Consider the following 21,285-nt stretch of genomic DNA (forward strand, 5'->3'; position numbering starts at 1 on the left):
GTCCGGGCGAAGGGGGCGCCACACGAAGAAAGGGGGCCGGGTACGAGACCCGGCCCCCTTCGCCGGCCGAAGCCGACGTCGTGGATCCGCTCAGCTGGCGCTGCAGAGGATGAGGGTGGCGCTGACGCCACCGCTCTGCTTGGCGCCGCCGCCGGCGACGAAGCCGGCGGGCAGCGTGGTGGCGGCCGACAGGGTGAACGCGACGGAGATCGACAGCGTGGTGCGGAAGGCGATCGTGGCGCCCGCGGCGAGCGGCGCGGTCAGGGTGATCTGACGCGACGTGCCGGACAGGACGTTGACGTTCGCGGTGCCGCCGGTCACGGAGAAGACGCCGATGTTCGCGACTCCCGAGCCCGTGACGTTGATGATGGTGCCCACGGGGAGCGGGGCAGCGCCGGCGGTGAGGGTGAAGCCGGGGCCGAGGACGCCGAGCACGCCACAGGTGCCGTTGAGGGCGAAGTCGCCCACGTTGGTCGCGGTCGAGGCCGCGGCGAGCGGGGTGGCGGCGGCGACGGCGATCACGGGAACCGACCAGGCAGCGCCCTTCACGAGGGTGCGGCGGCTGAGGCTGCGGGACGAGGTCGAGGTGGTGTCTTCCATGCATATCTCCGGTGTCTTGATGCGGAACTTCTCCGGGGAGAGGGCCCCTCCCCAGGGAGCAGACCGAACGTGCTGGGGATGGCGCGTCGGGTCGGTCGTTGCTAGCGTCAGATTGGCCGCGTGCAGGTGTGCGGATGACGCCGGAGTCGCCAAATGATCTACGACGGTCGCGATCCGATCACTAGTCGGTCCTGGCTCGAGAATCAGAGGCGTCGCGGACCGTCGGCCGGGACGCCGATACGATGGAGCGCGTGAGCCCCGACACTCTCGCGCCGCTGTCGCCGTACCGTCGCATCGACCGTGCGGACTGGGCGCGCCTCGCCGCCGACCTCGACCAGCCGCTCAGCGAGACCGAGGTCGTCGAGATCCGCGGCATCGGCGACCGGCTGGATCCGACCGAGGTCAAGGAGGTCTACCTTCCGCTGAGCCGGCTGCTGAGCCTGTACGCGACCTCGACCAAGCGCCTCGGCGAGGCCACCAACCAGTTCCTCCGCGAAGCCGATGACACGACGCCTTTCGTGGTGGGCGTGGCCGGATCCGTCGCAGTCGGCAAGTCGACCATCGCCCGTCTGCTGCGTGAGCTCATGAGCCGGTGGCCGGGCACCCCGCGTGTCGAACTGGTCACCACCGACGGTTTCCTCCTTCCCAACGCCGAGCTCGAGCGACGCGGGATCATGGACCGCAAGGGCTTCCCCGAGTCCTACGACCGCCGCGCGCTGATCGAGTTCCTCACGAAGGTGAAGAGCGGCGCCGACGAGGTGCGCGCCCCGTTCTATTCGCACATCCGCTACGACATCGTTCCCGACGCGCACGTCGTGGTGCGCCGCCCGGACGTCGTGATCGTCGAGGGCCTGAACGTGCTGCAGCCGCCGCCCGCCCCGAACGACGTCGCCGTGAGCGACCTGTTCGACTTCTCGATCTTCGTCGACGCCGAACTCGACCACATCGCACAGTGGTACGTGGACCGCTTCCTCGCCCTGAGGCAGGGTGCGTTCACGAACCCTTCGTCCTACTTCAACGTCTTCGCGCACCTCACTGACGAGGAGGCGGTCACCACCGCGATGGGGTACTGGAACGAGATCAACCTGCCGAACCTCATCGAGAACGTGATGCCGACGAAGCACCGCGCGACGCTCGTGCTGAACAAGGGCGCCTCGCACGCCGTGGAGTCCGTGCTGCTCCGCAAGCTCTGACCGACCGCGCCCGACATCGCGGCCGGCTGGGATACTGACACCATGGGGACTGCTCCTTTCGCCTTTCTGCTTCCGGCTGCGGCCGAGACGTCGACCCTCATCCTGGTCGGCGTGCTCGTCGTCAGCGGTGCGGCCAAGCTCCGCACGCCCGATGACGCCGCCGGCTGGGAGGCGATGGGCGTTCCCGCCGCGCTGCGCCGGGGCTGGCTGATCCGTCTTCACCCGATCGGGGAGCTCGCGCTGGCTGCCGCGCTGCTGCTGCTCGGCGGAGCGCTCGGAATCGCGGCCGCCGTCGTGGCGGTGCTCCTCTTCGCCGCCTACTTCGCGATGGTGTGGCGCGCCCGGCGGCTGACCCCCGACGCCTCGTGCGCGTGCTTCGGGGAGCGACGCCCGATCACCGGCCGCACGCTGCTCCGCAACGCCTGGCTCGTGCTGCTGGCCGTGGTCTCGGCGGTCACGATCGGAGCCCAGCCGCTGTGGGGCGGCATCGCGGTGATCACCACCGTGCTGTGGCCGTGGACGCTCGCACTCGCCGCGGTAGCCCTGACCTTCGTGCTCGTCCAGGAGAAGGGTTCCGGATCCGGCGACGCGGAGGACGGTCCCGGTGTCTCGGTGCCGGCCATCGGATCCGACGGCGAACCCGAGGACTACGTCCGCTCGCGCACCCCCGCCGTCCCGGTGCAGCTCGGGGATGGCACGACCGTGACGCTCAGAGATCTCTCCGCGCGGGAGCCGGTCCTGCTCCTCGCCGTCTCGGAGGGCTGCGGATCCTGCACGCCCGTGATCGAGAGCGTCGAACGGTACCGCGCGCTGCTGCCGGAGGTGTCCGTGCGATTCCTGCTGCGCAGTGACCCCGAGGGCAGCACGCTGACCTCGACGGAGGAACCTCAGACGCTGCACGATGCGAGCAGATACGTGAGTGCGACCTTCGCCGATGCCTGGACCACGCCGAGCGCGATCCTGCTGGGCGCCGACGGTCTGCTGGCGGGCGGCCCCGTGGCGGGCGCACCGCAGGTCGCCGAGTTCGTGAACGACATCTACGAGAGCTTGCACGGGGAGCGCCCGCCCGCAGCGTGAGCGGGGACGAGGGCTGCGCGGGGGCTTGACGAAAATCTCTCCTCTGTTCGGAAGGTGACCTTCCCGCGCGGTGCCGCAGGCGTAGAGTGACGGACACGCGGGTTCCTGCGGCTGGGGAGCCGCACCCGCGGGACCTTGTGGGGAGGTCTCCGATGGGGATCGTGGTGGACACCCGCGCGACGATGCTGCCGCGGGGGATGAGGCAGGAGCAGCTGGACGTCGCTCGACGCTTCCACGGCGTGCTGGCGACAGGGCACACCCTGCAGGCGGGGGCCGAATGGTCGTGGCCGGCGCGGCCGGCCGGCGATGAGGAGAGCGCCGTGATGCTCATCGCCGAGATCCCGCTCGCGATCTCGTGCGATGACGGCGCGCTGCAGCAGGTCCCGCCCGGATCCTTCTGCTTCCTCCGCCCGCACCACGACACGAAGCTGATCGCGGTCGGCTCGGGCGTCGTGATGTGCCTGTGGGTGCCGTGGTCCGCGCTCTCCGAACTCGAGCCGGCGCTGCCGGGCACGGGTGAGGTGATCGCGCCGAGTCCGCTGGGGTTGGGCCTGCAGGCTTTCCTGTCGTCGCTGCTCACGCACCAGACCGAGCCGACGGCGATCACGGATCGCCTCGTGGAGCGTCTGCTCGCCGAGATGGTGTTCGGAGTGCTGGTCGAAGCGGCACCTCATGTGCTCCATGACGGCGAGGCGGCACGCATCGACCGCGCGCGCTCGATCGTGCGGGCGCGGCGGGCGGAGCGCGACTTCGGCGTCGCGGCGCTCGCGCGCGACATGCACATGTCGGTGCGGCAGCTGCAGCGGCTGTTCGCGGCCGAGGGCAGCGCGCCCGCAGAGGAGCTGCGCCGGATCCGCGTGGAGCTCGCCCGTGAGCTCATGAGCGACGCCGACTGCGCGCCGCTCGGCATCGCCGAGATCGCGGCGCACTCGGGCTTCCCGGATTCCGCAGGACTGCGCCGCGCCTTCGCCCGCTCCGGGCTGCCTTCGCCGCGCATCGTGCGCAGGGCCGGCCGCGCCTGATAGCGGGCGGAAGGATCCCGGATCCGACGCTGTGACGCCGGCGCCTCGATCGGGCCGATCGCCGGCGTTTTTCGATTCGTACGGAACCCGCGCAAAATCACGGCCTTACCCTGGAATCCATGTGTGGAATCGTCGGATACGTGGGGCCGCGCCCCAGCCAGGACATCCTGCTCGCGGGCCTCGCCCGCCTCGAGTACCGCGGATACGATTCCGCCGGCATCGCTGTCATCGATGAGACCGGATCCCTCGGCATGCGCAAGAAGGCCGGCAAGCTGCAGATGCTGCGCGACTCGCTCGCCGACGCCGCGCTCGCCGACGGAAGCACCGGCATCGGGCACACTCGCTGGGCGACGCACGGCGGCCCGACCGACGCGAACGCGCACCCGCATCTCGCCGACGACGACAAGCTGGCGCTCATCCACAACGGCATCATCGAGAACTTCGCCGCCCTGCGCGCCGAGCTCGAGGCCGAGGGCGTGACGTTCCGCAGCGAGACCGACACCGAGGTCGCCGCGGCCCTCGTCGGGCGCGAGTACCGCCGCACTGGCGACCTTCAGGAGGCGTTCCGTGCCGTCGTGAACCGCCTCGAGGGCGCCTTCACCCTGCTCGCGGTGCACCAGGACGAGCCGGGTCTCGTGGTCGCCGCCCGCCGCAACTCGCCGCTCGTGATCGGCCTCGGCGACGGGGAGAACTTCCTCGGATCCGACGTCGCCGCGTTCGTCGAGCACACCCGCCGTGCGCTCGCGATCGGCCAGGACGAGATCGTCGCGATCACGCCGTCCGAGGTCACCGTCACCGACTTCTCCGGCACGGCCGTCACCCCGGAGCCGTTCGAGGTCTCCTGGGACGCCTCGTCCGCCGAGAAGGGCGGATGGTCGAGCTTCATGGCGAAGGAGGTCGCCGAGGAGCCCGACGCCGTCGCGAACACCATCCGCGGCCGGGTGCGGGACGGCGCCGTCGTCATTCCCGAGCTGGAGGGATCCGACGAGCTTTTCCGCGGCGTGGATCGCATCATCATCACCGCCTGCGGCACCGCGTCGTACGCGGGCATGGTCGGCAAGTACGCGCTCGAGCAGTGGGCGCGCGTGCCGGTGGACGTCGAGCTCGCGCACGAGTTCCGCTACCGCGACCCGGTGATCGGCGAGAACACGCTTGTCGTATCGATCAGCCAGTCCGGCGAGACCATGGACACGCTGATGGCGGTCAAGTACGCCCGCGAGCGCGGTGCGCGCACCCTGTCGATCTGCAACACGCAGGGCGCGACGATCCCCCGCGAGTCCGACGCGGTGGTCTACACGCACGCCGGCCCCGAGGTCGCGGTCGCGTCGACCAAGGCCTTCGTCGCGCAGATCACGGCGCTGCTGCTGCTCGGCCTGCACGCGGGCCGGGTGCGCGAGACGCTCTCCGCCGCCGACGGCGCGTTCGCCGTGGCCGAGCTCGACGCGCTGCCTGCGAAGATCGCCGAGGTGCTCGCGGAGGAGCAGGCGCACGTCACGCAGCTCGCGGGCTGGATGGCCGACACCCGATCCGTGCTTTTCCTCGGACGCCACGTGGGCTACCCGATCGCGCTCGAGGGCGCGCTCAAGCTCAAGGAGATCTCCTACATCCACGCCGAGGGCTTCGCCGCAGGCGAGCTCAAGCACGGCCCGATCGCCCTGATCGAGCCCGGCCAGCCGGTGTTCGTGCTCGTGCCGTCGCCGCGGCACTCCGCCCTGCTGCACGCCAAGGTCGTCTCCAACATCCAGGAGATCCGTGCTCGCGGCGCCCGCGTGATCGTGATCGCCGAGGAGGGCGACGCGGCCGTCCTGCCGTTCGCCGACGAGGTCATCCGCATCCCGCTCGCCGGCGCCCTGTTCGAGCCGCTGCTCGCGGTCGTCCCGTTGCAGATCTTCGCTATGGCCCTCGCCACCGCGAAGGGCCTCGACGTGGACCAGCCCCGCAACCTGGCCAAGTCCGTCACGGTGGAGTAACGCCGGGCCTCCGGGTTTCGCTCGGCTGGCGTCCGTCCGCGCCGAGTGCACGGGTTGTTGCCGAGCGCACGGGTTGTTGGCGCGAAGAAGCCGTGCATTCGGCAGGATCCGGTGGGTTCGTGGTGAGTGTTTGGCGAGCGCACGGGGTGTTGGCGAGGGCACGGGGGCGTGCCGGGTGCACGGCGTGTTGGCGAGAGCACGGGTTGTTGGCGTGAATTAGCAGTGTGGTCGGCAGGATCCGGTGAGTTCGCGGGGTGCTGTCGCCGGGTACACGGACTGTTGGCGTGAAGAAGCCTTGCGTTCGGCAGGATCCGGTGGGCTCGCGTGCGTGTTGGCGAGTGCACGGCATGTTGGCGAGGGCACGGGGCGTTGCCGGGTGCACGGGTTGTTGGCGTGAGGGAGCGGTGCGTTCGGCAGGATCCGGTGGGTTCGCGGTGCGTGTTGGGGAGCGCACGGGGTGCGGCGCCGGGGCGAGGCAGGCCACGCGCGCGGGGGTGGACCGGTGGTGGATCCGGAGCGCGCGGATCCTGCCCGGTAGGCTGAATCGGTGATCATCGGCACCGGCATCGACCTCGTGGACATCCCGCGATTCGAGCGAACCGTCGCCCGCACGCCGCGGCTCATGCAGCGGCTGTTCGCGCCGTCGGAGCAGGCGCTGCGGCTGCCGTCGCTCGCCGCGCGGTACGCCGCGAAGGAGGCGCTGATCAAGGCGCTGGGCGGATCCGATGGAGTGCATTGGACCGAGATCGAGATCGCGTCCGAACCGTCGGGGCGGCCGTACTTCGTGCTGAGCGGCAGCACGGCCGTCGCTGTCGCCGCGCGGGGCATCACCACGCTGCACCTCTCCCTCACGCACGATGCGGGGCTCGCATCCGCGTACGTGGTGGCGGAGTCCCGCGGATCCGAGGCCGCGCCTGCGGGAGCGGCCGGATCCATCGGCGCCCCCTCTGAGCACCGGGACCCCCTCGCAAGTGCGGACACCAGCGGGGGCGCGGATGCTGCAGGGGGGCCTCGACAGGATCCGCCGGGCGCTCAAGCCCAGGATCCGCCGGGCGCTCAAGCCCAGGATCCGTCGGGCGTTGAAGCCCAGGAACGCGTCGCGGGGGAGGGGCGGGCATGAGCGCGCCGTTCCGGGAGGCGACGATCGACCTCGACGCGATCAGCGACAACACCCGGCACCTGCGCCGGCTGACCGGCGTCGACATCATCGGCGTCGTGAAGGCGAACGCGTACGGACACGGCGCCGCCGCGGCCGCCGTCGCCGCGCTCGCGGGCGGGGCGACCAGCCTCGGCGTCGCCACGGTCGAGGAGGGGCTCGAGCTGCGCCGCGAGGGCGTCAACGCGCGGATACTGGCTTGGCTGCACGCTCCCGGCCGGCGGTTCGACGACGCGGCCGAGGCCGGCATCGATCTCGGGATCTCGAGTTTCGATCAGCTGATCGCCGCGGCCGAGGCGAGCCGCGGGTCGGATCCGGTCCGGGTGCACCTCAAGTTCGAGACGGGCCTGAGCCGCAACGGCATCGCCCCGGGCGACCGTTCCCGGCTGCTGGCGGAGGCGGCGCGCCTCGAGCGGATCGGGCGCCTGCGGATCGTCGGCCTGTTCAGCCACGTGTCCAACACCTCGCCGGAGGACGACCTGGCGGCTCTCGCCGCCTTCGAGACCGCGTGCGCCGAAGCGGCCGCGCTCGGCATCAGGCCCGAGGTGCGTCACATCGCCGCGACGGCGGCAGCCATCGACCTGCCGCAGACCCGGCTCGACGCCGTTCGGATCGGGATCGGGCTGTACGGGCTCAGCCCGTTCGACGACCGCAGCTCGGCCGATCTCGGTCTGCGCCCCGCTATGACCCTGCGCGGCGCCGTCGCCGCGGTGCGCCGGGTGCCCGCCGGCACGGGCGTTTCCTACGGCTACGCGCACCGCACGGATGCCGAGACCACGCTCGCCCTCATCCCGCTCGGCTACGCCGACGGCGTGCCGCGCAGCGCGTCGAGCCGCGGTCCGGTGCAGATCGGCGGACGCCGCTACGCGGTCGCCGGACGCATCGCGATGGACCAGTTCCTCGTCGACGTCGGCGACGACCCGGTCGCCGTGGGCGACGAGGCCGTGCTGTTCGGCGATCCCACGCTCGGGCTGCCCTCGGCGGCGGACTGGGGCGACGCCGCCGGCACCATCAACTACGAGATCGTGACGCGGATCGGCCAGCGCGTGCCCCGCCGGACCGTGTCGTGACCGCGCTCGACGACCTGGCCGGGCGGCACGAGATCCGCACCTCCGAGGGCATGGAGGAGCTCGGCCGCCGGATCGGATCCGACCTGATCGCCGGGGATGTCCTGATCCTCACCGGCCCGCTCGGTGCGGGGAAGACCACGTTCACGCGCGGGCTCGCCGAGGGCCTCGGCGTGCGCGGACCCGTGCAGAGCCCGACGTTCGTGATCGCCCGCACGCACCCCTCGCTGGTCGGGGGAGCCCCGCTCGTGCACATGGACGCGTATCGGCTCGGATCCGCCGCGGAGCTGGACGACCTCGACGTCGACGTTCCGGGATCCGTCGTGGTGGTCGAGTGGGGCCGCGGCATGGCCGAGGAACTCGCCGACGCCTGGTGGGACATCGAGCTCGAGCGCCCGGTCGGCGCCGGCGCCGGCGACATCTCGCCCGAGGAGCTCGACGCCGACGCCCCGCGCATCGTCACGATCGCTCGCGCGACCGCGCGCTGATCGCCCCCAAGACTGTGAGCTGAGACGGGCCTCGGCCGTGGGGCGGCCCGCCGGCGGAGGGATCCGCGGGGCATCGCGCTACAGACATATCGGTATGATGCAGACGACCGAAGCGCAGGGAAGAGTATGAGCGAAGACGACACGAAGACCGCGGTCATCATCGAGGACGATCCGGACGTCCGCTCGCTGCTCGACGAGGTGTTCCGTGCCGCCGGCTTCCGCACGGTGCTCGCCGGAACGGGCCTCGAGGGCGTGGCCGCGGTCGCCGCGCACGAGCCGATCATCACGACCCTCGACATCAACCTGCCCGGAATCGACGGCTTCGAGGCCGCCCGGCGGATCCGCGCCGTGAGCGCGACGCTCATCATCATGCTGTCCGCCCTCGGCGAGGAGTCCGACGTCGTGCTGGGCCTCACCTCGGGTGCCGACGAGTACCTGGTCAAGCCGTTCCGTCCCCGAGAGCTCCGCGCCCGCATCGAGGCGTTGCTGCGCCGCCCGCGCAACGCCCACCCGGCCGGGACGCACCCGGCCGGGACGCACCCGGCCGGGACGAGGCCGGCCGGCATGGGGCAGGGCGCCACAGGCGTGGCCGGTGCGGGCGGGGCAGCGCTCCCGCGCGCCGCGACCGCCGCACCAGAGCCCGGCGCCCCCGTCGACCCACAGTCCGCGCCCGCCCGCAATCCCTCCGTCACGGCCGCGATCCCGGCGGTCGGTGCGGTGGCGCAGTGGCGTTCGCACCGCGACATCAGCCTGGATCCGGCCACGCACACCGTGCTCGTGGCGCAGCGGGAGGTCGAGCTGACCCCGACCGAGTTCGACCTGCTCGCAACCCTGCTCGAATCCAAGCGCCGCGTGCGCAGCAAGGCGGATCTGGCGCTGGTGCTGCGCGGGGAGGCGTTCGGATCCGCGTCCTACGTGGGCGAGCCGGACAAGCGCGCGATCGAGGCGCACATGGCGAACCTCCGTCGCAAGATCGGCGACAGCACCGCCGAGCCGCGGTACATCGAGACCGTGCGCGGCGTGGGCTACCGCCTCACCGCGCACACGGACGGCGCACCCGCCCGAAGCTGATCGCCCCTGCCGAGGAGCCGGGCAGACGGGCAGGGCGCCGAACCCCCGCTCGGCGCCCCGTCGGCGATCCGTTCATCGCCCCGTGCGGCGCGGGTCCGACCCGCACCTTCCGCGGAGTCCCGGGCGCCGATCCCGATCGGCACCCGGCCTCCTCGTTCGGGCACCGACTCCCCAATCGGTGTCCGGTCCCGCTCCCGGGCAGGGTCCCGGGAGCGGGGTGGCGCCTTGTCCCGAGGCGCCGCCCGCTCCGTCCCGGTTACGGGTCCCTAGTCGGAGCGGGGGTCGATGCCGGCGGCGGTGCCGGTGAGCCGGTGAAGCGCGCCGCGGCCTCGCCGGCGCCGGACGCAGCCGGGGAGGGAGCGGCGGCGAGTGTGGGCTGGACGGCGAACCCGCGGCCCAGCACGGCGGCGAAGGCGGCCTCGCTCTGCGCGATGCCACTGCAGGAGTCGGACGCGGTGCGCGGATCCGGGTGGTCCGCACCGCACGCGCGGTCGCGGTTGAGCGACCACATCGAGACGCGGGCGAGGCGCTGCTTCTGCGCGAAGGCGTTCAGCGTCGCCGCGTCGTCGAGGGCGAACACCTCGTCATGCACGTCGTTCTGCCCGATCATCGGCGTCGCGCCCATGATCGCCCACGCGCCGCCCGCGGGAAGCGCGAGGTGCAGGTCGTCGTAGAGCCGGCCGAGCTGATCGTGCACGGCGGTGAGCGCCGCGATCGCGGCTGCGGCCATCGAGCGGTCTGCGAGCGGTGCGCCGTAGTCCCTCGTCATCGCGTTGATCCCGGAGAGCTGCACCCCCGCCTGCAGCAGCTGCCGGATGGCCCGCAGCCCGTCGGTGCCTAGCCCGTCCTGGTCCGAGGGGAGCGTGAGCCAGACGGACAGCTCCGTGTCTTTCGCGCGCGCTCGCGCCTGGAGCCCTGCGATGGCCGCCGCCCGACGGTCCCCTGCGACGACGTCGCCGAGCGCCGCGTTCTCCAGATCGACGTCGACCGTCGTGATCGTATAGCGCTCGAGCACCTTCGCGTAGGCGCTGATCAGGTCGCCGACGGCTCCGCAGGCGCTGGCGAGCTCGGTGCCGCCGGCGCCGCCGAACGACACCGTCACGGCAGCGCCGGCCTCCCGCTTCTGRGCGATCCGCCGGTCCAGATCGAGAGCACGGCTCGCCTCGGTGAGCGAGTAGACACCGCCCCAGGTGGGGCTGCACGTCCCGCCGGGCCCGGCGGTGACGAACGCGAGCACGACCGCATCGGCGCCGGCGCCGGGCAGGGCGGCCGCGGCAGGGTGCGCCGCCGTGACGTCGTAGTAGCCGCCGAACCACCGCGGACCGGAGGCGGCGCCGGGCGCCGCCTCGTCGCGGAGCAGGAACCACGGGACCACGATGATGCCGGCCGCGACGGTGAGGGCGACGAGCAGGCCCACCAGCACACGCCAGACGGAGAGGTGCCCGCCGGACGGGGTTGCAGAGGGGCCGGTCATCGCAGCACTCTCGCTTTCTGCCCGTCGATGGCGTCGCGTGGATCCGCCGCAGGAGGCGGGATCCGGTCAAGGGGAGACCTTCTTTGCTGCGATGCTAAGCGGCGCGATATATCCGTTGAAGGGCCTTCGGCGGTTCTTTGGATAACCTTGCGGAAGCGTTGAGCGACCCGGCGCGGCCGGGTCGGAGCGACGCGTCCCGCATCCGGCTCCGCGCCGCGCAGGAGAGAGGATCGGCATGTCCCGCAGGGCGTCGATCTGGCGTTGGCAGCTCATCTTCGTCAGCACCACGGTCGCGATCGCGGTGCTCGTTGCGGCCCTCAAGCCGACCATCTTCGCCACCCCGCTGTTCACCGCCGGACTCGCGCTGTCGGTGCTGACCACGGCTGTGGTGCTGGTGCTGCCGTGGGACCGCATCCCGCCCGCGGGAATACTCGTGGTCCCGATGATCGACATCTGCGCGATCGGCCTCACGACCCAGGCCCCCGACATCCGCCTCGGGTTCCTCTGGGTGATCCCCATCACGTGGATCGCCACGTACTACTCGATGATCGCCGTGTTCGGCGGCATCGCCCTCATCACGGCCTTCCTGCTCACCGTCGCGAACCAGACCGGCCTGATCTCGGACGTGGTGCTGCGGGTGCTCATCACCGCGTTCGGACTCGGGTTCCTCGGCACCACGATCCGGATCGGGGTGCGCCGCTCGCGCGCCTCCCGACGTCTGCTGCGGCGCCGATCCGAGCAGATCGACCGCGTGGCGCGGAGGGCCGAGACGCACGAGCGCAGGGTCACCCAGATCATCGACGCGCTGGACACGGCGCTCGCCGCGGTCGGCGAGGACGGCGCGATCCTGAAGGCGAACGACGCGTACCGGCGCCTGTACGGCTTGGACGCCGACGGTCTCGCGCTGCCCGCGCTCGCCGTGGAGTACGACGACCGGGAGGGGGATCCGATCCCGGTCGAGCGGACCGTGCTGTCCAGAGCCGCGCGCGGCGAGCAGCTCTCCGCCGAGCGGGTGTGGCTCTACGGCGCGGACGGCGAGTGGCGGGCGCTCGAGGTCGACACGCAGCCGATCGCGAGCGACGCCGACCAGGGCGCCGTCGTCCTGGTGAAGATCGACGACGTCACGGCCCGGCTGGCGGCGGCCGAGGAGCGCCGGCTGATGTCCGCGATCCTCACGCACGAGCTGCGCAACCCGCTCACCGCGATTGTCGGGCATGTCGATCTGCTGCTCGAGCGCGACGATCTCCCCGCCCGCGCCGCCGACCAGCTGGGCGTGGTCGCGGGCGCCGCAGAACGCATGCAGGACCTGGTCACGACGGCGCTGGATGTGTCCAGGCCCCGCCCCCGCGTGCTGTCGGAGCCGGTCGACCTGCACGCCCTGGTGCAGGCCTCGGTGTCGTCGTTCCTGCCCACCGCGACCGCGAACCGGCTGCGGGTCGACGTGGCGGGGGAGACGACGCTGCTCATCTACGGAGACGCGTTCCGGCTGCGGCAGGTGATCGACAACCTGCTCAGCAACGCCGTCAAGTACACCGCGGCGGGCGGATCCATCGTCATCTCGCTCGGCGTCGCCGATGATGCGCGGGCGGAGGTGGTCGTGGAGGACACCGGATCCGGCATGGCGCCGGCCGACGTGGAACAGCTCTTCCAGCCGTACTTCCGCGGCGAGCGGGCCGAGCTCAGCGGCGTGCCGGGGACGGGGCTCGGACTCGTCGCCGTCCGGGACATCGTGACAGCCCATCACGGCGACATCGACGTCAGCAGCACCCTCGGCGAAGGCACGCGCATGCGCGTCCTCCTGCCGCGGCGCCCCGAGAGGAACGACGCATGACCCCGCTCACCGCCCCCGTGGGCATCACCGTGAACACCTCTGTGACGCTCGTCGCGCTGGTGACCCTGTCTGCCGCGCTGGTGTTCGGCCTCGCGCTCATGCCGCGCCCCAGCAGGGCCACCATCACGTGGTCGGTCGGGTTCGGCGTCGCGATGCTCGCGACCTACGTGTGGGTGGCCGCGAACCAGTTCGACAGCGCTCCGCTGCGCGCACTGTCCTCGGGACTGATCGTGAGCTTCGAACCGCTGCTGTGGCTCGGCATCCGCTACTACGCCGGGAAGCGTCCGCTCTGGCCGGCCGCGGTCGCGTTCGTCGCGATCGGCCCCGCACTGCTCACGGCGTCCAGCACCTCCGACGCGTATCCGACCGTGTTCCGCATCGTGTTCTCCGCCGCGGCCGTGTTCGCAGGGCTCTCGGCGTGGGAGCTGTTCCGGCTGCGGGTCAGCGCGCGAGACGTCGTGCTGCCGCTGGCGCTGATCTCGTCCGCGTTCGTCGTGGTCGCCGCGTTCGGCATCGTCGCCGGGATCACGGGCGTCGGATCCGCTCCCGGCGACGAGCTCCGCATGCTCCGTGACATCAATGGCGTCGGAATCCTGCTGACGAGCCAGTGCGCCGCCATCACGATCGTGCTGCTCGCCCGCGGCGAGGTGCTGCTGCGCGGCGGGGGCAGGGGCGGCCTTGCCGAGGGAGACGGCACGGCACTGCAGGCGCGCCTCGCTCGCGCGCAGCGGCTGCAGGATCCGTCGTGGTCGCTGCTCGACATCCGCCTGGACGACCCCGCCGACCTGCAGGAGGCCTCCGGCACTGCCGTGTTCGCCAGCATCGTGGATGCGTTCCACGCGCACGTGCTCGGCGCGCTGCCCGCGGCGGCGGACGTCGAGCGGGTCTCCGACGTGCAGGCCAGGGCGCTTCTGCCCGGCACCGAGGAAGCAGTGCGACGCGAGCTGCGGGTGCTGCTGCAGCAGGTCTCCACGATCGAGGACTCCGGACCCCGCGCATCGGTGCGGGTGTCGGCGAGCGTCGGCTGGGCCGGCGCCGCGGCCGCGGACTACGATCTCGACGCAATGTCGGCGGCCGCGGCCGACGCGGCGACCCTCGCGCAGGATCGCGGCGGCGACCGATGGGAGCGGGCAGGCGCGTTGGCGCGCTGACGAGCGAGATCCGCGGCGGGCCGCGCGCAGGGGCCGGTCGAGGACGGCGACGGCTAACCTGGAGGGGTGATTCTCGGCGTGGACACCTCACTCGGCTCGGCCGTCGGCTTGATCGGCCGGGACGGACGCACCCTCGCCGACGTGTCGCAGACGGGTCGCCTCGGACACGCGGAGGCGATCGGATCCCTGCTGGAGCAGGTGCTGGCCGCCGTGCCGGTCGCTGGATCGGCCGCCGGGCCGGCGGCGGCGTTCGACGCGCCGGATCCGGATCCGCTCACGCACGTCGCCGCAGGCATGGGGCCCGGCCCGTTCACGGGACTTCGGATCGGGATCGCCGCCGCTCGCGCGTTCGCCCTCGGTCGCGGGGTCCCCGTCATCGCAGTGCCCAGCCATCACGCCGCCGCCCTCGAGGTCATCGAGGCCGACGCCCCCGCCGAGCCGTTCGCGATCCTCACCGACGCCCGTCGCCGCGAGACCGCCGTGACCGTGTACGAGGGGATCGACGTCGACGGGATCCCGCATGCGGTCGTCGACACCGTGCTCGTGCCGCAGGCCGACGTCGACCGCAAGCTCGGTGCCCTGCGCCGCATCGAGGTCACCGCGATCTCGGGCGCCGCTGTCGCGCGCATCGCCCGGCGCGCCGTCGCCGCAGGCCGCACTCTCACCGGATCCGAGCCGCTGTACCTCCGCCCTCCGGACGCGCGCGTCCCGGCGGCCGTGAAGCCCCGGTTCCTGAGCCCGTCGAAGGACGGACAGTGATCCGCCCGGCGACGGCCGCCGACCTCGACGCGATCATGCTCATCGAACGGCGCTCGTTCCCGACCGACGCGTGGAGCGCGGAGCTGATGGCGGCCGAGCTCGCGAGTCCGCACGGACGCTACCTCGTCGACGTGGAGCCGGTCGCCGGCTCCCGCGCGCAGGATGCAGGCGGCGAGGTCGTCGTCGGGTACGGGGGCGTGCGGGCGCTGCGCGGATCCGCCGACAGCGACATCCAGACCATCGCGCTCGACGCCGCGCACCGCGGATCCGGCCGGGGCAGGGCGCTGCTGCGCGCACTGCTCGCGGAGGCGGCGGAGCGCGGCGCTCACGAGGTGTTCCTCGAGGTGCGCGCCGACAACCCGGTGGCCCAGGGGCTGTACCTCTCCGAGGGGTTCGCCGAGATCGGCCGCCGCGCCGGTTACTACCAGCCCGACGACGTGGACGCGGTGATCATGAGGCTCGACCTCAGCGCCCGCGCCGCGACCGTTCTCAGGACGGATTCGCGAAAACCGCACGAATCGGACGGATCCCCGGGGGATCCGCGAAATGATCCTGAGAACGGAGGCGCCGATGTCTGAACCCCTCGTGCTCGGGATCGAGACGAGCTGCGACGAGACCGGGATCGGGATCGTCCGCGGGCGCACCCTGCTGTCCAACACGATCGCGTCGAGCATGGATGAGCACGCGCGCTACGGCGGTGTCGTGCCGGAGGTCGCCGCCCGGGCGCACCTCGAGGAGATGCAGCCGGCCATCGAGCGGGCGCTCGCCGAGGCGCAGGTGCGGCTCGAGGATCTCGACGCCATCGCGGTGACGAGCGGACCGGGCCTCGCCGGAGCGCTCATGGTCGGAATCGGCGCCGCGAAGGGGCTTGCGGTGTCGCTCGGCAAGCCCTTGTACGCCGTGAACCACCTCGTCGGGCACATCGCTGCCGATATCCTCACGCCCGACTCCGTGCCTCTCGAGTACCCCACGATCGCACTGCTCGTCTCGGGCGGGCACACCTCGCTCCTGCATGTGCGCGACCTCACGACCGATGTCGAGCTGCTCGGCGAGACGGTCGACGACGCGGCCGGCGAGGCCTTCGACAAGGTCGCCCGGATCCTCGGCCTGCCCTATCCCGGCGGACCGGAGATCGACCGGGCCGCGGTGGGCGGAGATCCGGCGGCGATCCGGTTCCCGCGCGGCCTGTCGCGTGCGTCGGATCTGGAGAAGCACCGTTACGACTTCTCCTTCTCCGGGCTGAAGACCGCGGTCGCCCGCTGGATCGAGCGGGAGCAGGCCGCAGGTTCCGAGATCCCGGTCGCCGACGTCGCGGCGGGCTTCCGCGAGGCCGTGGTCGACGTGCTCGTGACCAAGGCGCTCGCCGCCTGCGCCGATCGGGGAGTGCCGCGCCTGCTGCTCGGCGGCGGGGTGATCGCGAACCGCCGGCTGCGCGAGGTCGCGCTCGCTCGCGCCGCCGAGGCGGGGGTCACGGTCCGGATCCCGCCGTTGTCGCTGTGCACCGACAACGGCGCGATGATCGCAGGGCTCGCGGCCGAACTCATCGCCTCCGGCCGGCGGCCCTCCACGCTCGCGTTCGGCGCCGACTCGACGTTGCCGGTGACCGAGATCCAGGTCGCCGAGGATTCCGTCGACTCCGCACCCGCGGACTCCGCCTCCGCGGGCTCCGAACCCGCGGAGGACGCCCCCGTCCACGGCATCGAGGTCGGATGATGTCGACCACGGACGGGAAGGACCCGAAGCGCTATACGCGGCTGCCCACGGCTCCCGTGCCCGTGGGCATGGAGATCGGCCCGCAGCTGGACGGCGGACTGGAGCCCGAGGAGCTGGAACTCGACCGCGACGGCGCGGCCGTGGCGCATGAGGATTGGCACCCGTCGGACGGCACCGAGGCGACGACGCGCTCCTCCGCCGAGCCGCGGCTCGCGCCGTGGGCGCTGCTGTCGGCGATCGTCGCCCTGTTCGCCTCGCTGTTCGTCGGCTGGGGGATCCCGGTCGCGATCGTGTCGGTGATCGCCGCGATCATGTCGCTCCGCCGATCAGGAGAGAGCCGCGCCGTCGGCGTCTGGGCGCTCGTGCTCGGGATCGTGGCGACGCTCTACAGCGCGGGATGGCTCGTCTGGGCCGGATACCGATTCGGCTGGTTCGGATAGCGGCATGATGGATCCGGTATTGGAGGAAGAGCGGCGCGAGCTGGAGCGTCGTGCCTTCGGAAAGGACGGATCCGGCCTGAGCGAGGCTGAGGCCGCGCGCCTGTCGGAGCTGCGCCGTGAAGACGCCGCGCGACGCGATCCGATCCCCGCGACGACCTCGGTCCCTGACGCGTCCACCCGCGTCCCGCCGTCGGCCGCCCCGGTCTCCGAGTCGCCCGGTGCTGTTCCCGACGCGGTGCTCGCTCCGGTCCCTGAGGGGTCCGGCCGTGTCCCCGAGGCGCTCCCCGCTCCGGTCCCTGAGGCTCTCGAAGGGTCCCCGCCCGCGGCGCCGCGGGCGGGGATCGGCCGCCTCCGTGCCGACATCTCGGCCTGGCTCGCGACCGGTCGCTGGAAGCGGCCGCGCTACCTCCTCGGCGGCTTGATCGCCCTGCTCCTGATCGGCGTCGTGATCGGCGTCGCGATCCCGCGACCGCCGGATGTCGGACTGGCGCTGAGGGCGGGCGAGGGGGAGCGGCGGGACAAGGTCGCCGAGCGCGCCGATTTCGACCCCGGATCCCTCTCGCTGCTGGCGCGCTCGGACCACGCGCTGCTCTGGTATGGGACGCGGTCCCGGGGCGACCTGCTGTGCGCGATCATCGACGTCAAGGGCTCCCCTCCGCAGCTGGACTGCCGGCCGCCGGAGGCGATCCGCGAGCAGCCGCTCGACGTGTCGAGCCAGAGCAAGCCCGGGGCGGACGACGTGGTGACGGGCGATCAGGGCACCATCTCCCTGAGCGGGACGGGGACGCCCATGGGGTATCTCCAGCACTGGTCCTCGTCGGTGAACATTGACCCCGGGCTGAACCCCGAAGAGACCGAGGCCTGGAAGCGCATCACATCCGAGAACGGATTCAGGGCGACGATGATCGCCGGGCGCGTGAGTGGGATCCCCGTCTGGATCGGATACCGGGACCAGGGCGATCTCTGTCTGATCGTGGAGGACGGTGAGACGTACAAGGTCTGCGGGCAGCAGCCGGGCGCACCGTTGCCGTCCCGCTTCGGCACGGACGAGGCTCCGCCCGCCCTCGCCCTGGATCTGCCGGCGACCGATGCGCACGTCCTCTACCGCATCGAGTACTGGACCGGTTTCTCGTCGTACCTCGTGGTCACCGCGAACCCGGATCCGCAGCCGACCCCGCCGTTCGGGCTCAAGCCCGCCACCTGACTGCTCTCAGACCCTGTCCGCGAGGATCGCGTGCCGCCGGTCTCCGACGCGCACGAGGAGCAGAGTCGCCTCCGCGGATCCGCGGAGCGTCAGCTTCTTGCGGAACGCCGCCGGATCCACATCCACGCCGCGCTTCTTGATCTCCAGACGGCCGATCCCGGCCCTCTTCAGGGCCGTCGAGATCGCCTTCGGGTTCATCGGCAGCACTTCGCGCACGCGGAACGACGCCGCGAAGGGGCTGTCGGCAGGGGCGTCAGAGGTCAGGTAGGCGATGTGCGGATCCAGCATGCCGGCGTCGAGCCGGCGGGCCAGGTCGCCGATCAGTCTGGCGCGGATCACGGCGCCGTCGGGCTCGTGCACATATGCGCCGAGCTCGCGCACCTCGGCGTCCTCGGTGTCGGCGGGGGCGGTCAGCTCATGCGCCCGGTCGCCGCGGATCACGAGGGCCGCGCGCCGCACGCCCGCCCGCGCCAGAACGCCCGACCACAGCACCAGCTCGACCACGTCGCCGTCGGCGCTCACCCACTGCGCCTCGACGTCGGCGGGGATCGCATCGCGATCGTGTGCGGGTCCGAGCTTGATGCCGGTGGGGATCCGCTCCGCGAGCGCGAACGCCCAGTCCAGCGAGGGGGAGTAGTCGTCGGCCGCGACGCGACGGGTCTCGGAATGCCCCGCCGTGCGGCGGGCCGGATCCAGCCACACGGCCGCAGGACCGGGTTCGGAGTCGGTGGAATCGGGGGGCGTGGGCTCCGCATTCGAGGGTGCGTGGTCCTCCGCGAACCCCTGCCGCACCTCGGCGTCGGATCCGAACGGGGCGAGGTTGTAGGCGGCCAGTGCCGCGGTCACCTCGTCGGCGTCGACCGCCGTCACCCTGAGGCCTGCGCCGGCGAAAGCGAGCGCATCGCCGCCGATCCCGCAGCCGAGGTCCGACACGTGTGCGATCCCGGCGGCGCGCATCCGGCCGGCATGCCGCGCGGCGACGCCGAGCCTCGTGGCCTGTTCCAGGCCGGCGCGGGTGAAGAGCATCCGGTCCGCGAACTCGCCGAACTTCGCCGTCGCCCTGGTGCGCAGCCGCGCCTGGCCGACCACGGCGGAGACGAACTCGGGCGATTGCCCCTCGGCGCGCAGCCGCATGACCGCGTGGGCGGCGGCATCCGTGGACGCGATGGGCCCGAGGGCGTCGAGCATCCGCAGCGCCTCGGGCGTCAGCAGGATCCGCAGTTCGCTCATATCCACGCGGTCCAGGCTATCGACGTCGTGGCACCCTCCGTCGCGGAGCCGCCGTGCCGAGCGCACGGGATCCTGCCGAGCACACGGGATCCTGCCGAGCACACGGGATACCCGCGACAACAACCCGTGCCCCCGGCAATAGGCCGTGCGTTCGGCGTCGGAACGTACGATCGGTGACGACCGGGCTGGCACTCGCATTGCATGAGTGCCAGCGATGTGCCTAGACTGTTGTTAGCACTCTCGGGCTGAGGGTGCTAATCAGTCTTGAACCGTCAAGAAAGAGGTAGACCGTGTCGGTTTCCATCAAGCCGCTCGAGGACCGCATCGTCATCAAACAGGTCGAGGCCGAGCAGACCACCGCGAGTGGCCTGGTCATCCCCGACACCGCCAAGGAGAAGCCCCAGGAGGGCGAGGTCGTGGCTGTGGGCCCCGGCCSCATCGACGACAACGGCAACCGCGTCCCGCTCGACGTCAACGTCGGCGACCGCGTGCTCTACAGCAAGTACGGCGGCACCGAGGTGAAGTTCGGCGCCGAGGAGTTCCTCGTGCTGTCGGCGCGCGACGTGCTCGCCGTCGTGGTGCGCTGAGCACTCTTCGAGTTCTCCAGGGAGCGCCCCGCCGCGTGCGGGTCTGCCCCTGACACAAGGCCCGGATGCAACGCATCCGGGCCTTCGTCGTCCCTTTCCATCCGAGTCGTCCCCGTGAGCGGAGGCCCAAGGCTCCCCTCACGGGGACGACTCGAAAGTGGAGACGGGGGACGACTCGAAAGTGGAAACGGGGTCGCCCCGGAAGCGGGGACGACGGGGACGCCCCGGGGCGCCGTGTCGCTGGGCGGCAATAGGGTTGACCGGTGACCACCACCCCGCGCAGCTCCCAGACCGTGGGCGTCGCCTCCGCGATCGGCGCGTACCTGCTGTGGGGTGTGCTGCCGCTGTACTTCCTGCTGCTGCGGCCCACCGAGGGGTGGGAGCTGGTGGCGTGGCGGGTCGCGCTCTCGTTCGTGTTCTGCCTCATCCTGCTGGCGATCACCCGCGGCTGGAAGCCGCTTTTCGCGATCATCCGGCAGCCGCGGCTGCTCGCTCTCACCGCGCTCGCCGGCGTGCTGATCTACATCAACTGGCAGGTCTTCGTCCTCGCGACGCTGAACGGCGAGATCGTCGAGACCAGCCTCGGCTACTTCATCAACCCGATCGGCACGATGCTGCTCGGGGTGTTCGTGCTGAAGGAGAAGCTGCGCCGGCTGCAGTGGGTCGCGATCGGGATCGCGACGATCGCGGTGCTGGTGATCGTCTTCGCCCATGGCACGTTCCCCTGGATCGCGCTGTCGCTGACGGCGTCCTTCGGGATCTACGGCCTCGTGAAGAAGAAGATCGGTCCCTCGGTCGACGCCCTGAGCGGCCTCACCCTGGAGTCGTTCTGGCTGCTGCCGGTCGCGGTCGTGCAGCTGATCGCCGTCGGGCTCACCACCGGCATCACGATGGGCGCGAACGGCCCGCTGCACGCGGGCCTGCTCGCCTTCGCCGGCGTGGCGACGGCCGTGCCGCTGCTGCTGTTCGCCGCCGGCACCCGCCGGATCGGGCTGACCGTGATCGGCATGATCCAGTTCATCACTCCGATCATGCAGTTCCTCGTGGGCGTGTTCGTGATGCACGAGCCGATGCCGCTCGAGCGCTGGATCGGCTTCGGGATCGTCTGGGTCGCGATCGCCGTGTTCCTGATCGACCTCGCGTTCGCCACCCGCCGGATGCGCGCGAACCGCGGCGCGATCCCGGAGCCCGGCTCCGGCACCGATACGATCCCCGTGCCCTGACGGATCCGCTCCACGGCCGTCCGCTCGGC

19 protein-coding genes and 1 pseudogene are annotated in these 21,285 nt (G+C 71.8%); 17 read left to right on the forward strand and 3 right to left on the reverse strand.

Annotated elements, in window-relative coordinates; genetic code table 11:
* Nucleotides 1-90 precede the first annotated feature (90 nt).
* Nucleotides 91-600: a hypothetical protein gene (locus AC1DG4_RS03805; protein WP_477376267.1), complete on the reverse strand. Its 510-nt coding sequence runs from the start codon at nt 598-600 to the stop codon at nt 91-93.
* Between the two features lie 242 nt (nt 601-842).
* Between AC1DG4_RS03805 and coaA the strand changes: the two genes are divergently transcribed.
* The 8 genes and pseudogenes from coaA to AC1DG4_RS03845 all read left to right on the forward strand — a co-directional run bounded on the left by coaA (nt 843) and on the right by AC1DG4_RS03845 (nt 9,644).
* Nucleotides 843-1,793, forward strand: coding sequence for a type I pantothenate kinase (coaA, locus tag AC1DG4_RS03810; RefSeq protein ID WP_477376269.1), 951 nt, complete (start codon nt 843-845; stop codon nt 1,791-1,793).
* Nucleotides 1,794-1,835: 42 nt separating this feature from the next.
* A complete protein-coding gene (locus AC1DG4_RS03815; protein WP_477376271.1) occupies nt 1,836-2,870 on the forward strand; it encodes a MauE/DoxX family redox-associated membrane protein in 1,035 nt (344 codons plus the stop codon).
* A gap of 152 nt (nt 2,871-3,022) precedes the next feature.
* Complete coding sequence (locus AC1DG4_RS03820; RefSeq protein ID WP_477376273.1) at nt 3,023-3,892, forward strand: helix-turn-helix domain-containing protein; 870 nt, start codon at nt 3,023-3,025, stop codon at nt 3,890-3,892.
* Nucleotides 3,893-4,011: 119 nt separating this feature from the next.
* Nucleotides 4,012-5,862: a glutamine--fructose-6-phosphate transaminase (isomerizing) gene (glmS, locus tag AC1DG4_RS03825; RefSeq protein WP_477376275.1), complete on the forward strand. Its 1,851-nt coding sequence runs from the start codon at nt 4,012-4,014 to the stop codon at nt 5,860-5,862.
* Between the two features lie 547 nt (nt 5,863-6,409).
* A pseudogene (locus AC1DG4_RS03830) lies at nt 6,410-6,757 on the forward strand (holo-ACP synthase); the annotation flags it as partial.
* Between the two features lie 221 nt (nt 6,758-6,978).
* On the forward strand, nt 6,979-8,088 hold the full coding sequence (gene alr, locus AC1DG4_RS03835; protein WP_477376276.1) for an alanine racemase: 1,110 nt from the start codon (nt 6,979-6,981) through the stop codon (nt 8,086-8,088).
* Nucleotides 8,085-8,573 (forward strand): tRNA (adenosine(37)-N6)-threonylcarbamoyltransferase complex ATPase subunit type 1 TsaE, encoded by a 489-nt coding sequence (gene tsaE, locus AC1DG4_RS03840; protein ID WP_477376278.1) that lies wholly within the window; start codon nt 8,085-8,087, stop codon nt 8,571-8,573. The genes alr and tsaE overlap by 4 nt, the downstream gene beginning before the upstream one ends.
* Before the next feature lie 126 nt (nt 8,574-8,699).
* A complete protein-coding gene (locus AC1DG4_RS03845; RefSeq protein ID WP_477376280.1) occupies nt 8,700-9,644 on the forward strand; it encodes a response regulator transcription factor in 945 nt (314 codons plus the stop codon).
* A 256-nt stretch (nt 9,645-9,900) separates the two neighbouring features.
* Here the strand turns inward: AC1DG4_RS03845 and AC1DG4_RS03850 are convergent, their stop codons facing one another.
* The gene (locus AC1DG4_RS03850; protein WP_477376282.1) at nt 9,901-11,118 is read right to left on the reverse strand and encodes a chitinase; all 1,218 of its coding nucleotides are present in this window, start codon (nt 11,116-11,118) and stop codon (nt 9,901-9,903) included.
* A 235-nt stretch (nt 11,119-11,353) separates the two neighbouring features.
* Here AC1DG4_RS03850 and AC1DG4_RS03855 point away from each other — a divergent pair, with 235 nt between their 5' ends.
* From AC1DG4_RS03855 to AC1DG4_RS03885, 7 genes are all read left to right on the forward strand, one after another.
* A complete protein-coding gene (locus tag AC1DG4_RS03855; protein ID WP_477376283.1) occupies nt 11,354-12,949 on the forward strand; it encodes a sensor histidine kinase in 1,596 nt (531 codons plus the stop codon).
* Complete coding sequence (locus tag AC1DG4_RS03860; RefSeq protein ID WP_477376285.1) at nt 12,946-14,100, forward strand: hypothetical protein; 1,155 nt, start codon at nt 12,946-12,948, stop codon at nt 14,098-14,100. Before AC1DG4_RS03855 ends, AC1DG4_RS03860 begins: the two co-directional genes overlap by 4 nt.
* 66 nt (nt 14,101-14,166) lie before the next feature.
* Entirely contained in the window at nt 14,167-14,859 is a 693-nt protein-coding gene (gene tsaB / locus AC1DG4_RS03865; RefSeq protein WP_477376286.1) for a tRNA (adenosine(37)-N6)-threonylcarbamoyltransferase complex dimerization subunit type 1 TsaB, read from the forward strand.
* Entirely contained in the window at nt 14,856-15,437 is a 582-nt protein-coding gene (rimI, locus tag AC1DG4_RS03870; protein WP_477376288.1) for a ribosomal protein S18-alanine N-acetyltransferase, read from the forward strand. The genes tsaB and rimI overlap by 4 nt, the downstream gene beginning before the upstream one ends.
* A complete protein-coding gene (gene tsaD / locus AC1DG4_RS03875; RefSeq protein WP_477376290.1) occupies nt 15,430-16,572 on the forward strand; it encodes a tRNA (adenosine(37)-N6)-threonylcarbamoyltransferase complex transferase subunit TsaD in 1,143 nt (380 codons plus the stop codon). Before rimI ends, tsaD begins: the two co-directional genes overlap by 8 nt.
* Nucleotides 16,572-17,012 carry a hypothetical protein gene (locus tag AC1DG4_RS03880; protein WP_477376292.1) on the forward strand — a complete coding sequence of 147 codons (441 nt, stop codon included), beginning with the start codon at nt 16,572-16,574 and terminating at the stop codon, nt 17,010-17,012. The genes tsaD and AC1DG4_RS03880 overlap by 1 nt, the downstream gene beginning before the upstream one ends.
* 4 nt (nt 17,013-17,016) lie before the next feature.
* Nucleotides 17,017-18,216, forward strand: a complete 1,200-nt coding sequence (locus AC1DG4_RS03885) for a hypothetical protein (protein ID WP_477376294.1) — start codon at nt 17,017-17,019, stop codon at nt 18,214-18,216.
* Nucleotides 18,217-18,222: 6 nt separating this feature from the next.
* On the opposite strand, the gene AC1DG4_RS03890 is transcribed toward AC1DG4_RS03885, so the two are convergent.
* A complete protein-coding gene (locus tag AC1DG4_RS03890; protein WP_477376296.1) occupies nt 18,223-19,452 on the reverse strand; it encodes a class I SAM-dependent methyltransferase in 1,230 nt (409 codons plus the stop codon).
* A 284-nt stretch (nt 19,453-19,736) separates the two neighbouring features.
* Here AC1DG4_RS03890 and groES point away from each other — a divergent pair, with 284 nt between their 5' ends.
* Nucleotides 19,737-20,033, forward strand: coding sequence for a co-chaperone GroES (gene groES, locus AC1DG4_RS03895; protein ID WP_477421086.1), 297 nt, complete (start codon nt 19,737-19,739; stop codon nt 20,031-20,033).
* Nucleotides 20,034-20,296: 263 nt separating this feature from the next.
* Nucleotides 20,297-21,256 carry an EamA family transporter RarD gene (rarD, locus tag AC1DG4_RS03900; protein WP_477376300.1) on the forward strand — a complete coding sequence of 320 codons (960 nt, stop codon included), beginning with the start codon at nt 20,297-20,299 and terminating at the stop codon, nt 21,254-21,256.
* Nucleotides 21,257-21,285: the final 29 nt, after the last annotated feature.

This window comes from Microbacterium sp. 05N427, assembly GCF_056397105.1.

What these genes read in the sequence shown, in the direction of transcription:
- AC1DG4_RS03880 (WP_477376292.1), top strand. Translation starts at nt 16,572, where the DNA reads ATGTCGACCACGGACGGGAAGGACCCGAAGCGCTATACGCGGCTGCCC.
- glmS (WP_477376275.1), top strand. Translation starts at nt 4,012, where the DNA reads ATGTGTGGAATCGTCGGATACGTGGGGCCGCGCCCCAGCCAGGACATC.
- AC1DG4_RS03805 (WP_477376267.1), bottom strand. Translation starts at nt 600, where the DNA reads ATGGAAGACACCACCTCGACCTCGTCCCGCAGCCTCAGCCGCCGCACC.
- alr (WP_477376276.1), top strand. Translation starts at nt 6,979, where the DNA reads ATGAGCGCGCCGTTCCGGGAGGCGACGATCGACCTCGACGCGATCAGC.
- tsaD (WP_477376290.1), top strand. Translation starts at nt 15,430, where the DNA reads ATGTCTGAACCCCTCGTGCTCGGGATCGAGACGAGCTGCGACGAGACC.
- AC1DG4_RS03855 (WP_477376283.1), top strand. Translation starts at nt 11,354, where the DNA reads ATGTCCCGCAGGGCGTCGATCTGGCGTTGGCAGCTCATCTTCGTCAGC.
- AC1DG4_RS03815 (WP_477376271.1), top strand. Translation starts at nt 1,836, where the DNA reads ATGGGGACTGCTCCTTTCGCCTTTCTGCTTCCGGCTGCGGCCGAGACG.
- coaA (WP_477376269.1), top strand. Translation starts at nt 843, where the DNA reads ATGGAGCGCGTGAGCCCCGACACTCTCGCGCCGCTGTCGCCGTACCGT.
- AC1DG4_RS03845 (WP_477376280.1), top strand. Translation starts at nt 8,700, where the DNA reads ATGAGCGAAGACGACACGAAGACCGCGGTCATCATCGAGGACGATCCG.
- AC1DG4_RS03820 (WP_477376273.1), top strand. Translation starts at nt 3,023, where the DNA reads ATGGGGATCGTGGTGGACACCCGCGCGACGATGCTGCCGCGGGGGATG.
- AC1DG4_RS03885 (WP_477376294.1), top strand. Translation starts at nt 17,017, where the DNA reads ATGATGGATCCGGTATTGGAGGAAGAGCGGCGCGAGCTGGAGCGTCGT.
- AC1DG4_RS03860 (WP_477376285.1), top strand. Translation starts at nt 12,946, where the DNA reads ATGACCCCGCTCACCGCCCCCGTGGGCATCACCGTGAACACCTCTGTG.